13 protein-coding genes and 1 tRNA gene are annotated in these 14,475 nt (G+C 71.1%); 10 read left to right on the forward strand and 4 right to left on the reverse strand.

Features of this window, described 5'->3' with window-relative positions; genetic code table 11:
* Positions 1 to 87 precede the first annotated feature (87 nt).
* From glmM to WA640_RS06500, 4 genes are all read left to right on the forward strand, one after another.
* On the forward strand, positions 88 to 1,416 hold the full coding sequence (gene glmM, locus WA640_RS06485; protein WP_335986746.1) for a phosphoglucosamine mutase: 1,329 nt from the start codon (positions 88 to 90) through the stop codon (positions 1,414 to 1,416).
* A gap of 82 nt (positions 1,417 to 1,498) precedes the next feature.
* Positions 1,499 to 2,383 carry a LemA family protein gene (locus tag WA640_RS06490; protein WP_335986747.1) on the forward strand — a complete coding sequence of 295 codons (885 nt, stop codon included), beginning with the start codon at positions 1,499 to 1,501 and terminating at the stop codon, positions 2,381 to 2,383.
* A 75-nt stretch (positions 2,384 to 2,458) separates the two neighbouring features.
* Entirely contained in the window at positions 2,459 to 3,115 is a 657-nt protein-coding gene (locus WA640_RS06495) for a hypothetical protein (protein ID WP_146148133.1), read from the forward strand.
* A gap of 104 nt (positions 3,116 to 3,219) precedes the next feature.
* Positions 3,220 to 3,294 (forward strand) — tRNA-Gln (locus WA640_RS06500).
* Positions 3,295 to 3,302: 8 nt separating this feature from the next.
* On the opposite strand, the gene WA640_RS06505 is transcribed toward WA640_RS06500, so the two are convergent.
* From WA640_RS06505 to WA640_RS06520, 4 genes are read right to left on the reverse strand one after another with little or no spacing between them, the layout of a single operon-like run.
* Positions 3,303 to 4,388 carry an ROK family protein gene (locus WA640_RS06505; RefSeq protein WP_106364972.1) on the reverse strand — a complete coding sequence of 362 codons (1,086 nt, stop codon included), beginning with the start codon at positions 4,386 to 4,388 and terminating at the stop codon, positions 3,303 to 3,305.
* A gap of 3 nt (positions 4,389 to 4,391) precedes the next feature.
* Positions 4,392 to 5,666, reverse strand: coding sequence for a sugar ABC transporter permease (locus WA640_RS06510; protein ID WP_335986750.1), 1,275 nt, complete (start codon positions 5,664 to 5,666; stop codon positions 4,392 to 4,394).
* Positions 5,663 to 6,427, reverse strand: coding sequence for an ATP-binding cassette domain-containing protein (locus WA640_RS06515; protein ID WP_245889011.1), 765 nt, complete (start codon positions 6,425 to 6,427; stop codon positions 5,663 to 5,665). The genes WA640_RS06510 and WA640_RS06515 overlap by 4 nt, the downstream gene beginning before the upstream one ends.
* Before the next feature lie 14 nt (positions 6,428 to 6,441).
* Positions 6,442 to 7,542 carry a sugar ABC transporter substrate-binding protein gene (locus WA640_RS06520; RefSeq protein ID WP_106364969.1) on the reverse strand — a complete coding sequence of 367 codons (1,101 nt, stop codon included), beginning with the start codon at positions 7,540 to 7,542 and terminating at the stop codon, positions 6,442 to 6,444.
* Between the two features lie 178 nt (positions 7,543 to 7,720).
* Between WA640_RS06520 and glmU the strand changes: the two genes are divergently transcribed.
* The 6 genes from glmU to WA640_RS06550 all read left to right on the forward strand — a co-directional run bounded on the left by glmU (position 7,721) and on the right by WA640_RS06550 (position 14,406).
* A complete protein-coding gene (glmU, locus tag WA640_RS06525) occupies positions 7,721 to 9,160 on the forward strand; it encodes a bifunctional UDP-N-acetylglucosamine diphosphorylase/glucosamine-1-phosphate N-acetyltransferase GlmU (RefSeq protein ID WP_106364968.1) in 1,440 nt (479 codons plus the stop codon).
* A 101-nt stretch (positions 9,161 to 9,261) separates the two neighbouring features.
* Positions 9,262 to 10,245, forward strand: coding sequence for a ribose-phosphate diphosphokinase (locus tag WA640_RS06530; protein ID WP_106364967.1), 984 nt, complete (start codon positions 9,262 to 9,264; stop codon positions 10,243 to 10,245).
* 201 nt (positions 10,246 to 10,446) lie between these two features.
* Positions 10,447 to 11,064 carry a 50S ribosomal protein L25/general stress protein Ctc gene (locus WA640_RS06535; protein WP_335986752.1) on the forward strand — a complete coding sequence of 206 codons (618 nt, stop codon included), beginning with the start codon at positions 10,447 to 10,449 and terminating at the stop codon, positions 11,062 to 11,064.
* A 9-nt stretch (positions 11,065 to 11,073) separates the two neighbouring features.
* Positions 11,074 to 11,682 (forward strand): aminoacyl-tRNA hydrolase, encoded by a 609-nt coding sequence (gene pth, locus WA640_RS06540; protein ID WP_335986753.1) that lies wholly within the window; start codon positions 11,074 to 11,076, stop codon positions 11,680 to 11,682.
* 139 nt (positions 11,683 to 11,821) lie between these two features.
* Positions 11,822 to 13,318 carry a sugar transferase gene (locus WA640_RS06545; protein ID WP_335986754.1) on the forward strand — a complete coding sequence of 499 codons (1,497 nt, stop codon included), beginning with the start codon at positions 11,822 to 11,824 and terminating at the stop codon, positions 13,316 to 13,318.
* A 266-nt stretch (positions 13,319 to 13,584) separates the two neighbouring features.
* Positions 13,585 to 14,406: a 3'(2'),5'-bisphosphate nucleotidase CysQ gene (locus tag WA640_RS06550; RefSeq protein ID WP_335986755.1), complete on the forward strand. Its 822-nt coding sequence runs from the start codon at positions 13,585 to 13,587 to the stop codon at positions 14,404 to 14,406.
* Positions 14,407 to 14,475: the final 69 nt, after the last annotated feature.

The following is a 14,475-nucleotide window of genomic DNA, read 5'->3' on the forward strand; positions in this document are numbered from 1 at the left end:
CACCGACCGACCGGTCCGGTCCCGGTCCGCAGGGCACGCGAGAGGCCCGCGGACGCCGCGCCCGGCACCAAGATGGGAAGCCACACCGTGTCACGACTGTTCGGCACCGACGGCGTACGGGGGCGGGCGAACGCCGACCTCACGCCCGACCTGGCACTCCGCCTCAGCATCGCCGCCGCCCGCGTCCTCGGCGCCACCGGCAGGCGCACCGTCGCCGTCATCGGCCGCGACCCCCGCGCCTCCGGCGAGATGCTCGCCGCCGCCAGCGCCGCCGGACTCGCCGCCGCCGGAGCCAAGGTCATCGACCTGGGCATCCTCCCCACGCCGGCCGTCGCGCACCTCACCGCCCTCACCGGCGCCGACTTCGGCGTCATGGTCTCCGCCTCCCACAACCCCATGCCCGACAACGGCATCAAGTTCTTCGCCGCGGGCGGGCGCAAGCTCCCCGACGACGTCGAGGACGCCATCGAAGCCGCCATGGACGACCCCGCCCCCCTCCCGCAGGGCGAGGGCGTCGGCCGCATCGCCCGCTCCGTCGACCCCGTCGAGTCCTACATCGAGCACCTCGTGGCCGTCTGCCCGAACCCGCTCACCGGCATCAAGGTCGTCGTCGACCCCGCCAACGGCGCCGCGACCGGCGCCGCCCCCGAGGCCCTCCGCCGCGCCGGCGCCGAAGTGATCACCATCAACGACGACCCCGACGGCCTCAACATCAACGAGGACTGCGGGTCCACGCACATGGACGGCCTGCGCGCCGCCGTCGTCGCGCACGGCGCCGACGCCGGGATCGCGCTCGACGGCGACGCCGACCGCTGCCTCGCCGTCGACGCCGAAGGCAGCGTCGTCGACGGGGACGCCATCATGGCGATCCTCGCGCTGGCGATGCGCGACGCGGGGAACCTCCGCGGCGGCGTCCTCGTCACCACCGTCATGAGCAACCTCGGGCTGCACCAGGCCATGGGCGCGGCCGGGATCGAGCTGGAGACCACGAAGGTGGGGGACCGGTACGTGCTGGAGCGGCTCGCCGAAGGCGGGTTCTCGCTCGGCGGGGAGCAGTCCGGGCACATCATCATGTCCGACCACGCCACCACCGGGGACGGCTCGCTCACCGCGATCATGCTGCTCGCGCGCATGGCCGCCACGGGGCGGAGCCTGAAGGACCTCGCGTCGGTGTTCACGCCCGCGCCGCAGGTGCTGCTGAACGTGCGGGTCGCCGACAAGTCCGTGATCGACCACGAGGACGTGAAGAACGCCGTCGCGCTGTGGCAGGCGAAGCTCGGCGCCGACGGCCGGGTCCTGCTGCGGCCCTCCGGGACCGAGCCGCTCGTGCGCGTCATGGTCGAGGCCTCGGAGGAGCCGGTCGCGCAGTCGGTCGCCGCCGAGCTCGCCGCGGTCGTGGAGCACGCCCATTCCTGACCATTGACCACCGTCTCTGTACGCGGGAGGGCCGCTTGGGGGTGCCCTCCCGCTTGGCATAGATGGACTAGGCTCACGGTTTATGGACAACCCAATCGTCTGGATCCTGATCCTCGTTCTGCTGATCGGCCTGATCGTGCTGTTCGCCGTCATCGGCGGGCGCAACAAGCTGGTCCGGCTGCGCAACATCACCCAGGAGTCCTGGGCGCAGATCGACGTGGAGCTCCAGCGCCGGTACGACCTGCTGGACAACCTGATGTACATCGTGCAGCAGGCCGCGGGCGCCGAGAACGCCACGCTCCGCCAGGTCGCCGAGGCCCGTTCGGCGGCGATGCAGGCCAGGCAGGACCCGAACGCCGGCCACGGCGTGCAGGGCCAGGTCGAGGGCCAGCTCGGGAACGCGATCCGCGGCGTCATCCACATGCAGGAGGCGTACCCGGCGCTCCAGACCAACCAGAACTTCCTCCAGCTCCAGACGGAGATGGCCGAGACCGAGAACCGCATCGCCGCCCCGCGCCGGTTCTACAACGCGAACGTGCGCGAGTACAACACCGCGCTCCAGGTCTTCCCCGGCTCGATCTCCGCGAAGATGGGCGGGTTCGCGCCCGAGGAGTACTTCGAGCTCGACACCCCCGAGGCCCGCACCGCCCCGAAGCTCCGCGAGATGGGCCAGCCCGGCTTCATGCAGCAGCCTCAGCAGCAGCAGATGCCGCCGCAGCCCGCGCCCGGCCAGCTCCCCGGCTACGGCCAGCCCCAGCAGCCCGGGTACGGCCAGCAGCCGGGCTACCCGCAGCAGCCGGTGCAGCAGCCCGGGTACGGGCAGCCGCAGCAGGCGCCGGGCTACGGCCAGCAGCCCCCGCCCGGATACGGCCAGCCGCAGCCCGGGTACGGTCAGCAGCCCGGCTACCCGCAGCAGCCCCAGCAGCCGCAGCAGCCCGGGTACGGCCAGCCGCCCTACGGCCGGTAGCCCGCCCCCCGATCCCCCTGCCCCCCGCCGGGCGCCCCTTGCGAGCCCGGCACACCGTAAGAAGGAATGCGCCCCGTGGATAGCAGCAACTGGGTGGTCTACGTCGTCTGCGGCGTGGTCGTCGCCGCCATCGCCTACTTCGGCTGGCGGGCCCGCCAGAAGAAGATCGCGATGTACCGGGCCTGGGCGGCCCAGTACGGCTTCACCTACGAGCCCTCCGACAACTCCGTGGTCGGCCTCTCCAGCGAGGACCCGTTCAACAACGGCCACTCCCGCAAGGGCATCGACGTCTTCCGCGGGATGTACAAGGGCTCCCACATCGTGTTCTTCCAGTACCAGTACTCGACCGGCAGCGGCAAGGAGCGCAAGACCTTCAACCACCAGGTCGTCGGCATCGGGCTCCCCACGACCCGGCCGCTGCTCGACATCAGCCAGGAGAACTTCCTGACGAAGCGGTTCGCGAAGGACATCGACTTCGAGAACCAGGCGTTCAACGACTTCTTCCGCATCAAGTCCCCGAACCGCCGCTTCGCCTACGACGTGATCCACGCCCGCACCATGGAGTGGATGCTCGCCGACCAGCGCGCCCGCTCCTACCAGTGGCGGTTCGAGGGCCCCTGGCTCATGACGTTCCGCTCCGGGGCGCTCAAGCTCGAAGAGGTCTTCTTCTACGCCGACTTCCTCCTCGACATCTACGCCCAGGTGCCCAGGCACGTCTGGTCGAACAACTAGCTCCCAGGGCCGCGCCGCGAGGCGCGGCCCGCTGCGTCTCCGGCCCGGGCATGCCGGGGCCGACCGGTAGCGATATCCTTGTCCCGGCCGCTCTGCGCGGCCGTTGGCCCGTGGTGTAATCGGCAACACTACTGATTTTGGTTCAGTCGTTTCAGGTTCGAGTCCTGGCGGGCCAGCCACATTGCTTTCAGCGCATGCCGTCGATGACGGCTGCGAATCCCGTTTCCGCCGCTCCGATGAGGGCGCCTTCGTCGCCGAGGACGGGGGTGCGCAGGCGCAGGCGGGAGCGGAGGTGGGGGAGGGTCGTCTCGGCGAGGGCGGAGCGGACGGGGGCGGCCGCGGAGAGGTAGAGCTCGCGGAGCCAGCCGCCGAAGAGGATCTCGTCGGGGCCGGTGGCGGTGACGACGGCGCCGAGGGCGCGGCCCAGGTCCTCGCCGGAGCGGCGGAGGCCGTCGCGGGCCGCCGCGTCGCCCATGCCCGCGGCGAGGGTGGCGTGCTCGATGTCCTCCGCGTAGCCGAAGACCTCCATCTCGGCCTCCAGGCACCCGCGCAGGCCGCACGCGCATTCGCGGCCGCCGGGCTGGACCACGATGTGCCCCAGCTGGATCGAGCCGCCGCGCTGGGCGCGGCCGTCGGCGACCAGGCCCGCGGTGAGGCCGCGGCCGCCGTGCAGATAGAGCAGCTTGACCGACTCGTGGGCGTCGCCGCGGGACCATTCGCCGACGGCGGCGGCGGTCGCGGTGTCGACGACCTGCCAGGTGCGGCCGGTCGCCGATTCGAGGTCGGCGGCCAGGTCGCGCCCGGCCCAGCCGAGCTCGGTGGAGTGGGCGACGACCCCGGCGTCGACGAGGCCCGGGACGGCGGCCACCGATTCGAGGGCGTCGCGGGCGGTCCCGCCGGTGACCACCTCGACCGCTTCGACCGGGTCGGCGCCGTCGAGGGCGGTCTCGGCGCGTTCGAGGACCTCGCCGCCGAGGCCGACGAGCGCGAACCGCACCCGGTCGGCGCGGATCTCGACGGCGGTCACCGTGGCGGCCTTGGGGACGCACTCGACGAGCGTGGAGGGCCGGCCGGCCGAGCCGGTCGACCGCCCCGTCGTCTCGTGGAGGTGCCCCGACTCGGCGAGGTCGGCCGCGAGCGCCCCGATCGTCGACCGGTTGAGCCCGAGGGCCTCGGTGAGCTCGGCGCGGGTCTGAGGACCGTGCCGGTGGAGCTGCTCGACGAGCGCCGCGCGGTTGCGTCGCCGCAGCTCCTCGGTCCCGGTCCGGGCCACCGGTCAGTTCCTGCCGAAGAGCTTGCCCCGGCCCCGCGACATGGCGTCGACGCCCGCCGCGAGGAGCAGGACCGCACCGGTGACGCCGAACCGCACCCCGGCGCTGAGGCCCATGAGCCCCATGCCGTTGTTGATGATCGCCACCACCGCTCCTCCCAGGAGGGCAGCCCGCACCGTGCCCTTGCCTCCGAAGAGGCTAGCACCGCCGATCACCGCCGCCCCCACGGAAAGCAGCAGCACATTGGACCCTCCGGTGTTCGGGTCGACCGAGGCCGCGCGGGAGGCGGCCACGACGCCGCCGACCGCGGCCATGCCCGAGCAGATGACGAACGCCGCGATCCGGACGCGGTCGACGTTCACCCCGGCGCGCACCGCGGCCTCGGGGTTGCCGCCGACGGCGTACAGGTGGCGCCCGAACCTGGTGCGGTGCAGGACGAACGTCCACACCGCGAACAGGCCGCCGAGGATCACCACGACGACGGGCACGCCGGTGAGGGAGATGATCTGCGGGTTCGCCGAGCGCTCCAGGTTGAGCAGGAACACGCCCGCGGCGAGCAGCGCCGCGAGGGCCCCGACGCGCGCGAGCACCACCGCGAGCGGCTCGTGCACGAGCGACCGCGCGATGCGTCGCCGCCACCGCTGGATCTGGATGGCGCCGTAGGCGGCCACGGTCACGGCCAGGAGCGCCCAGCCCTGCCACCGCTCCAGGTTCCCGCCCGCGATGGTCTTGACGGTCTCGTCGTTGATGGAGATGTTGCTGCCCTCGTCGAGGATCATGAGGACGATCCCCTGGAACGCGAGGAACGCCGCGAGCGTGACCACGAACGACGGGATGCCGAGCTTGACGACGAGCGTGCCGAGGACGAGTCCGATGACGACGCCGGTGGCGAGGGCCGCCCCGATGGCGATCGTCCAGTGCACGCCCCAGTCGGTGAGGATCACGGCCATCACGGCGGCGCACACGCCCGACGCGAAGCCCGCGGACAGGTCGATCTCGCCGAGGATGAGCACGAACACCAGGCCCATCGCGATGCACGCGACGGCCGCGCCCTGCCCGAACAGGTTCGCGAGGTTCCCCACGGACAGGAACACGGGCTTGGAGAGCCCGAAGAACACGCACAGGGCGATGATCCCGGCGACGGCCGGGAGCGCCCCGACCTCCCCGGAGCGCACGTTCGCCCAGTAGGACCGCGCGTGGTCGACGACGGCACGGGCCGCGCCGGGCTCGGCGGGAGGCGCGGCGGCCTCCGCGTCGTTCGGAAGCACAGGAGTGGTCACGGCCGGGCTCCGTTCTGGTCGGTGAGGCCGAGCTGGCCGGAGCGGCCGCTGGTGATGAGCTCGACGACCTGCGACTGCGTGGTGTCGGCCGCGTCGAGGACGGCGGCCATGCGCCCCAGGTAGAGCGCGGCGATCCGGTCGGCCACGGCGAACACGTCGTTGAGGTTGTGGGAGATGTAGAGGACGGCCAGGCCCTGGTCGGCGAGGCGCCGGATCAGTTCGAGCACCTGGCGGGTCTGGGCCACGCCGAGCGCGGCCGTGGGCTCGTCGAGGATGACGAGCCGGGAGTTCCACAGGACCGCCTTGGCGATGGCGACGGTCTGGCGCTGCCCGCCCGAGAGGCTCGCGACGGGCTGGCGGAGGTTGCGGATGGTGCGCACGGCCAGCGAGGAGAGGGTCTCGGCGGCGAGCTGCTCCATGGCGTCGTCGTCGAGGACGATGCCCCGGCGCTTCTCGCGCCCGAGGAAGAGGTTCTCGACCACGTCGAGGTTGTCGCACAGCGCGAGGTCCTGGTAGACGACCTCGATCCCGAGCCCGGCGGCGTCGCGCGGGCTGGAGATGGTCCGGACCTCGCCGTCGACGCGGACCTCACCGCCGTCGACGCTGTGGATCCCGGCCACGCATTTGACCAGAGTGGACTTCCCTGCGCCGTTGTCGCCGACCAGGGCGCAGACCTCTCCGGCGCCGATCGCGAGATCGACGTCGGAGAGGACCTCCACCGGTCCGAAGCGCTTCGAGATGCCGGTGAGTTCGAGCAGCACCGTATTCTTCTCCTTTAACCGATCCCGTGCTCGGTGCACAGGGCCGCGTAGTCGCCGGCGCACAGCTCGGCCGGGTCGGCGTAGCCGTCGTCGACGACGTCCTGGATGTTGTCGATGGTGATGGCGACCGGCTCCAGGAGCACCGACGGGACCTCCGCGGAGCTGATCGGGTCGGTCACGCTCGCCTCGGTCTCGGGCGTCTCGCCGTTCGCGAGGGCCACCGCGAGCTCCGCGGCCGCGTCGGCCTCCTGCTTGACGGCCTTGTAGACGGTCATGCACTGGTCGCCGGTGAGGATGTTCTGAAGCCCCTGGACGGTGGCGTCCTGGCCGGTGACCGGGACGGTCCCGTTCAGGTTGTTGCGCTGGAGGACGGTGATGACCGCGTGGGCGAGGCCGTCGTTGGCGGCCAGGACCCCGTCGATCTCGGCGCCGGTGTCGGTGAGCATCTGCTCGAACAGCGTGCCGGCCTGGGCGTTGTCCCAGTCGGGGACCCACTCGTCGGGGCCCTTCTCGAAGGTGCCGTCGGCGTACAGCGGGTCGAGGACCGAGTCGTAGCCGTTCTTGAACAGGGTCGCGTTGTTGTCCGTCGGGGAGCCGTTCAGCTCGGCGATGAGGGAGGGGGCCGCAGCGCCTTCGAGGCACGCGGCGAGGCCCTGGCCCTGGAGGACGCCGACCTGCTCGTTGTCGAAGCTGACGTAGTAGTCCGCGCCGCCGTCCTCGGTGAGGCGGTCGTAGTCGATCGTGGCCACGCCCTGGGACTTGGCCTTCTCGATCACGGTCTTGCCGGTGCCTGAGTCGAGGTTCACGGTGACGAGGACGTCGACGCCGTTGGTGAGCATCTGGTCGGCGATGGTCTGGAAGTCCTCGCGGCTGCCCTGGGCGTTCTGGATGTCGTAGTCGACCCCGGCGGCCTCGAACGCCTCTTCGAGGTACTTGCGGTCGGCGGTCTCCCACCGGTCGGAAGAGGCCGAGTCGGGGAGGATGACGCCGATGAGCGGGGTGTCGCCGTCGCCTCCGGCGCCGTCGTCCCCGGAGCCGCACGCGGCCGCGGTCAGGGTCAGGGCCGCCGCGCCCAGCGCGGCGGAGAGTCGGAGCGGAATGCGGGTGGAGTGCATGAGAGGTACCTCCGAGATTTGTTGTTGACTGCAACATATGATGAGCGACACAAGTCGCACAAGAGGCGGCGGGGTGGAGAACGTGTTCCACACGTAACGATTCGGTAATGGGGCGACCACTCGCCGGTCCGGCGGCCCGGGCCGTTCACGTCGGCGCCACCGACTACCATGGCCCATCATGAGCAGTGAGCGTTCTGCGATCATCCTGGCCGCCGGCCTGGGGACCCGCATGAAGTCCACCAAACCCAAGGTCCTCCACGAGGTGCTCGGCCGCACCCTGGTCGGCCACGTCCTCCGCAGCGTGCGGGCGATCCGGCCGGAGCGCCAGATCGTGGTCGTCGGCGCCGCCGCCGACCAGGTCCGCGCCCACCTCGCCGAGGTCGCCCCCGAGGCCGACACGGTCTTCCAGGACCAGCAGCTGGGCACCGGCCACGCCGTGCGCATCGCCATGGACGCCAATCCGGACCTCAAGGGCACCGTCGTGGTCGCCTTCGGCGACGCGCCGCTGCTGCGCTCCTCGTCCATCGCCGAGCTCGTCGAGGTGCACGAGAAGAAGGGCAACGCCGTCACGGTCCTCACTGCCGTCGTCGACGACCCCACCGGCCTGGGCCGCATCGTGCGCGACAACGAGGGCAACGTGCTCCGCAACGTCGAGCACCGCGACGCCGACCACGCCGAGCTCGCCATCCGCGAGATCAACTCCGGGACCTTCGCGTGCGACGCCGACGTGCTGCGCGAGCAGCTCGACCGCCTCTCCACCGCGAACGACCAGGGCGAGTACTACCTCACCGACATCATCGAGCTCGCGCGCGAGGCCGGGCACACCGTCGGCGCCGTCGTCGTCGACGACCCCACCGAGACCCTCGGCTGCAACGACCGCGCGCAGCTCGCCGACCTGCGCCGGATCCTCCAGGGCCGCATCAACACCGAGCTGATGAAGTCCGGCGTCACCATGGACGACCCGGCCACCACCTGGATCGACGCCACCGTCAAGGTCGCTCCCGACGTGCTCATCCGCCCCGGCGTGCAGCTCAAGGGCGCCACCGCCGTCGATTCCGGCGCCGAGATCGGCCCCGACACCACGCTCACCGACACGATCGTCGGCGCGGGCGCCGAGGTCGTGCGCTCGCACGCCGTGCAGGCCCACATCGGCGAGGGCGCGCACGTGGGCCCGTTCGCGCACCTGCGCCCGGCCTCGAAGCTCGCCGAGCGGGCCAAGGTCGGTGCGTTCGTCGAGACCAAGAACGCCGAGATCGGCGCGGGCGCCAAGGCCAACCACCTCGCCTACCTCGGCGACGCCACGGTCGGCGCCGACGCGAACATCGGCTGCGGCGTCATCACCGCGAACTACGATGGGCTCAAGAAGCACCGCACGGAGATCGGCGAAGGGGCCTTCATCGGCTGCGACACCACGCTCGTCGCCCCCGTCTCCGTCGGCGACGGCGCATACGTCGGCGCCGGGTCCACGATCGTCAAGGACGTCGAGCCCGGCGACCTCGCCGTCGCCCGCGCCCGCCAGGCCGCGCTGGAGGACTGGGTCGCGAAGAAGCGGCCCGGAACGGTCTCCGACAAAGCAGCAAGGCGAGCGAAAGGTGAGGCGGGAGTGTCCGAAGCGTGACGCGACACTAAACGCCCCGGTCGGCTACCGCCGACCGGGCCGGTCGGGGACACTGGAACCGTCGAGGTTCTGGTGAGACGACCTATGGGGGAGCCCACGTCATGGCGAGCATGTCCGCTGTCAACTCCAAGATGCTCATGCTGTTCTCCGGGCGCGCGTACCCGGAGCTGGCCGAGGAGATCGGCAAGCACCTGGGGGTCGCGCCGACCCCGATGAGCGCGTACTCGTTCGCCAACGGCGAGCTGTTCGTCCGCTACCAGGAGTCCGTGCGCGGCTGCGACGCCTTCGTCGTCCAGTCCATGCCCGCCCCGATCAACGAGTGGGTCATGGAGACCCTCATCATGATCGACGCGCTCAAGCGCGGCTCCGCCAAGCGCATCACGATCGTCCTGCCGTTCTACCCGTACGCCCGCCAGGACAAGAAGCACCGCGGCCGCGAGCCCATCTCCGCGCGCCTGGTCGCCGACCTGTTCAAGACCGCCGGCGCCGACCGCATCCTCACCGTCGACCTGCACACCGCGCAGATCCAGGGCTTCTTCGACGGCCCCGTCGACCACCTGTTCGCCATGGGCACGCTCGCGCGCTACGTCGAGGAGAAGTACGGCGACCGCCCGATGGCGATCGTCTCGCCCGACACCGGGCGCGTGCGCCTCGCCGAGCGCTGGTCCGACCGCCTCGGCGGCTGCCCGATCGCGTTCGTGCACAAGACCCGCGACCCGCTCAAGCCCAACCAGGTCGTCGCGCACAAGGTCGTCGGCGACGTCGAGGGCCGCACCTGCCTGCTCATCGACGACATGATCGACACCGCGGGCACCATCTGCTCCGCCGCCGAGATGCTCGCGAAGTCCGGCGTCGAGGACATCGTCATCGCCTCGACGCACGCGATCATGTCCGGCCCCGCCGTCGAGCGCCTCGCCGCCGCCCCCGTCTCCGAAGTCATCGTCACGAACACGCTGCCCCTCCCCAAGGAGGCGCAGGACCTGGAGAAGATCACCACCCTCTCGATCGCCCCGCTCGTCGCGAAGGCCATCTGGGAGGTCTTCAACGACGGCTCCGTCACCACCCTGTTCGGCGGCCTCTCCTAAATCACATATCGACGCCCGTGGCAAGCCCCACCGGACGCGCGTAGTACTCTGGTGGGGTTGCCGACGGCGAGGGTGTCCTCCAGAGGGCGCCGTAATCGACGCAAAGGCGTAGGTCTTTTCAGGGCTGCTGTGCCCTTCTGAATGCCGACGTGAGCGTCGAGCGCCGCATGAATCGTTGCTAAAAAACAGGGGAGTATTTCCGTGTCCGAAGTTCGTATCAGCGCAGAGCCTCGCACTGACTTCGGGAAGGGCGGTGCCCGCCGTACGCGCAGGGCTGGAAAGGTTCCCGCGGTGGTCTACGGCCACGGCGAGAAGCCGCGCCACATTTCCCTTCCCGGACTCGAATTCGCCGCCGTCCTCCGCAAGGGCGGGCTGAACCAGCTCATCCAGGTCGAGGTCACCGACGGCACCCGCGAACTGGTGATCCCCAAGGACCTCCAGCGCGACCCGCTCCGCGACGAGATCGTCCACGCCGACCTGCTCATCGTCCGCCGCGGCGAGAAGATCACGACCGAGGTCCCGATCTCCTTCACCGGCGAGGTGGAGAAGGGCGGCCTGGTCGTCCACGAGCTCACCAGCCTGAACGTCGAGGCCGAGGCGACCCACATTCCCGAGTCCATCGAGGTCGACCTCGAAGGCCTGGCCATCGGCTCGCAGCGCACCGTCGCCGAGATCGCCGCCCCCAAGGGCGTCGTCATCCTCAACGACGGCGAGCAGACCGTCGCCACCGTCGCCGAGCCGCGCGCCGAGGCCGCCGCGGACACTGAGGCCGAGGGCGAAGCCGAAGAGGCCGCCGAGGCCGAGGCCCCCGCGGAGTAGATTCGACTCATGACCGACACCCCGACGCTCGTGGCCGGCCTGGGCAACCCCGGGCCGAAGTACGCCGCGAACCGTCACAATGTCGGTTTCATGGTCGCCGACGCCCTCGCCCGACGCGTCGGCGGCACGTTCGCCGTGGCCCGCAAGGCCCGCGCCGAAGTCTGCGAGGCCCGCCTGGGGGTAGGCGGGCCTCGCGTCATCCTCGTCAAGCCCATGACGTACATGAACCTCTCGGGCGACTCGGTCGCCCCGCTCGCGCAGTACTACGGGATCCCCGCCGAATCGGTCATCGCCGTCCACGACGAGCTCGACATCCCGTTCGGGGAGATCCGCATCAAGCGCGGCGGCGGCGAAGGCGGCCACAACGGCCTGCGCTCGCTCTCGAAGTCCCTCGGCACCAAGGACTACGCCCGGGTCCGGTTCGGCGTCGGCCGCCCGCCCGGCCGCCAGGACGCCGCCGACTTCGTCCTCAAGGACTTCGCCAAAGCCGAACGGCCCGAAGTGGACCTCGGCATCGAACTCGCCGCGGACGCGGTCGAGGCGATCATCGAGAAGGGCTTCGTGATGGCGCAGAACGCTGTGAACGCAGCGAAGCGGAGTGAACCGAAGGTTCAGTAACGCCCCTTCTTAGGTTTCTCTTGCACCGCTTCCACTTTCAGGTGGATTCCCCTCACCCTCCTCGCGTGTGGACCAGTCTCATGTACTCCTTAGCGTGACAATTCCGTCACTCTTCGTCCACTCGGTCGTTAGATCCGTTGTGACGGTTACCGAGGCACGTGAGAGCACCCAGGGCATGCAGGCGCGGGGGCGCGTCTACTCCATCAGTCCTCAGGGGACCCGGCCCTACAGCGGCCCTCCCGCGTGGCAGCGGAAGTACTTCGCGGGCATCATCGGCTCCGACGTCGCCGCGGGCATCCTCGGTGCGGGCCTGGCGTTCGCGGCCCGCTTCGGGCACCTCGACGGGCACACCCGCATCTACGCGCTCGCGCTCATCGCCCTGCCCGCCGTGTGGCTGGCCGCGCTCGGGCTCTCGCGGGCCTTCGAGAAGCGGTACCTGTTCGTGGGCACCGAGGAGTACCAGCGCGTCGTGCATGCCGCGGTGGGCCTGACGGCCGTCGTCGCAATCGTCTCCTATGGACTCGAAGTGCCGACCTCGCGGGTGTTCGTGCTCATCGCGATCCCCACGGCCGCAGCGTTCTCCATCACCGCGCGGTTCGCGTGGCGCAAGTGGCTGCACCGGATGCGCCGCTCCGGCAGGTGCATGAAGCGGGTCGTGCTGGTCGGTCACGAGTCCTCCGTCGCGGCGCTCATCGTGCAGCTGCGGCGCGAGCACTACCACGGGCTCAACGTCGTCGCCGCCTGTCTGCCGACCGAGCGGCCGCGGGGCGCGCTGCTGGAGTTCAACACCCGGGTGCGCGGCAGCTTCGACCGGATCGCCGAGGCCGTCGCGGCCGAGCGCGCCGACACCGTGATCGTCCTGTCCTGCCCCGAGATCGACGGGAAGGCGCTGCGGCGCCTCGCGTGGAAGCTGGAGCGCAGCGAGGTCGACCTCATCGTCGCTTCGGCGCTCGTGGACGTTGCGGGCGACCGCACCACCGTGCGCCCCGTCGACGGCCTGCCGATGCTCCACCTCGACCACGCGCGCCTCACCGGGGTGCGCCGGGTCGCCAAGGACGCCGTGGACCGGCTCGGGGCGGCGTTCATGCTGCTCATGCTGTCGCCGCTGCTGCTCGGCGCCGCGTTCCTCATCCGATGTACGTCGCCGGGCCCGGCCCTGTTCAAGCAGGAGCGCATCGGCAAGGACGGGCAGCCGTTCACGATCTGGAAGTTCCGCACCATGTACACGGACGCGGAGCGGCGGCTCGCGGAGATCGCGCACCTGAACGAGTCGGACGGCGTGCTGTTCAAGATGAAGGACGACCCGCGCATCACGACCGTGGGGAAGTACCTGCGGCGCTTCTCGATCGACGAGTTCCCGCAGCTGGTCAACGTGCTGCGCGGCGACATGAGCCTGGTCGGGCCGCGCCCGCCGCTCGCCGTGGAGGTCGCCGCCTACGAGTCGGACATGCGCCGCCGCCTCGCCGTCAAGCCCGGCATGACGGGCCTGTGGCAGGTCTCGGGCCGCTCGGACCTGCCGTGGGAGGAGGCCGTGCGCCTCGACCTGCGGTACGTCGAGCACTGGACGCTCTCGCTGGACTTCGTGATCCTCCTGCGCACCGTCACCGCGATCCTGCGCCCGCAGGGCGCGTACTAGGCCCCGCGCCCCCCGGGGCCGGGTGTGTCGCCGCTGAGGCGCCCCCGAGTCAACGATGGCGCGGGGGTCCGACATCGCCGGGGCACGGCGCCCCCGCGGTCGGGTGTGGCGGAGCGCAAGCGCCCCCGAGTCAACGATGGCGCGGGGGTCCGACAGTTCGGTACCGATGGTTTGGAGATCGATTGAACCCGGGAATCCCTCCCATTTTGCGGGATGAGGTCGCTCAGCATTTGGACGCGGAAGGGCCGCAGCGTAGACTGACCGGCATGCACGACGCCCCAGGCCCCGCGTCAGAGACCGGAGCCCCCACCGCCACGCCCCAGGCCGCGGCGCCAGACGACACGGCCCTGGCCGCGTCGCTCGCGACCGGCGCCGGGGAGCTGCTGCTGGCGATCAGGGCCGAGCTCGGCTTCGCCGACTCGCGTGCGCTCAAGGCCGCGGGGGACCTGCGCGCCAACGACTTCCTGCTCGGCCGCCTCAGCGCCGAGCGCCCCGGCGACGCCGTGCTCTCCGAGGAGGGCAAGGGCGAGGCGGGCCGCGTCGGCACCGAGCGGCTCGGCGCCGACCGCGTGTGGATCATCGACCCCCTCGACGGCACCCGCGAGTACTCCGAGGAGGGCCGCGACGACTGGGCCGTCCACGTCGCCCTCTGGCAGCGCGGCCTCGGCCTCACCGCCGCGGCCGTCGCCCTCCCCGCGCAGGGCGTGACCTTGCGCACCGACGAGGTCTACCCGGTGCCCGCCGCCTCCCCCGCGAAACCCCGGATCGCCGTCTCCCGGACCCGCCCGCCCGCGCAGGCGCTGGCCGCGGAGGCCGCGCTCGGGGCGGAACTCGTGCCGATGGGCTCGGCCGGAGCCAAGGTCATGGCCGTGGTCGCCGGTACAGTCGACGCGTACGTCCACGCCGGCGGCCAGTTCGAGTGGGACTCCGCCGCGCCCGTGGCGGTGGCCCTGGCCTCCGGATGGCACGCCACGCGGATCGACGGCGCTCCGCTGCGGTACAACGAGGCCGACCCCTACCTTCCCGACCTGCTGGTCTGCCGCCCCGACCTGGCCGAGCCGCTGCTCGCCGCCGTCGACGGGCACTGACCGCACCGGTCCGCAAGGGCCGCAAGACAACGACCGACACCCCGTCCGGGGTCGAGCTGAGAGGAGCAC

The organism is Glycomyces sp. MUSA5-2, from assembly GCF_037034145.1.
GTDB classification, from domain to species: Bacteria; Actinomycetota; Actinomycetes; order Mycobacteriales; family Micromonosporaceae; genus Glycomyces; species Glycomyces artemisiae.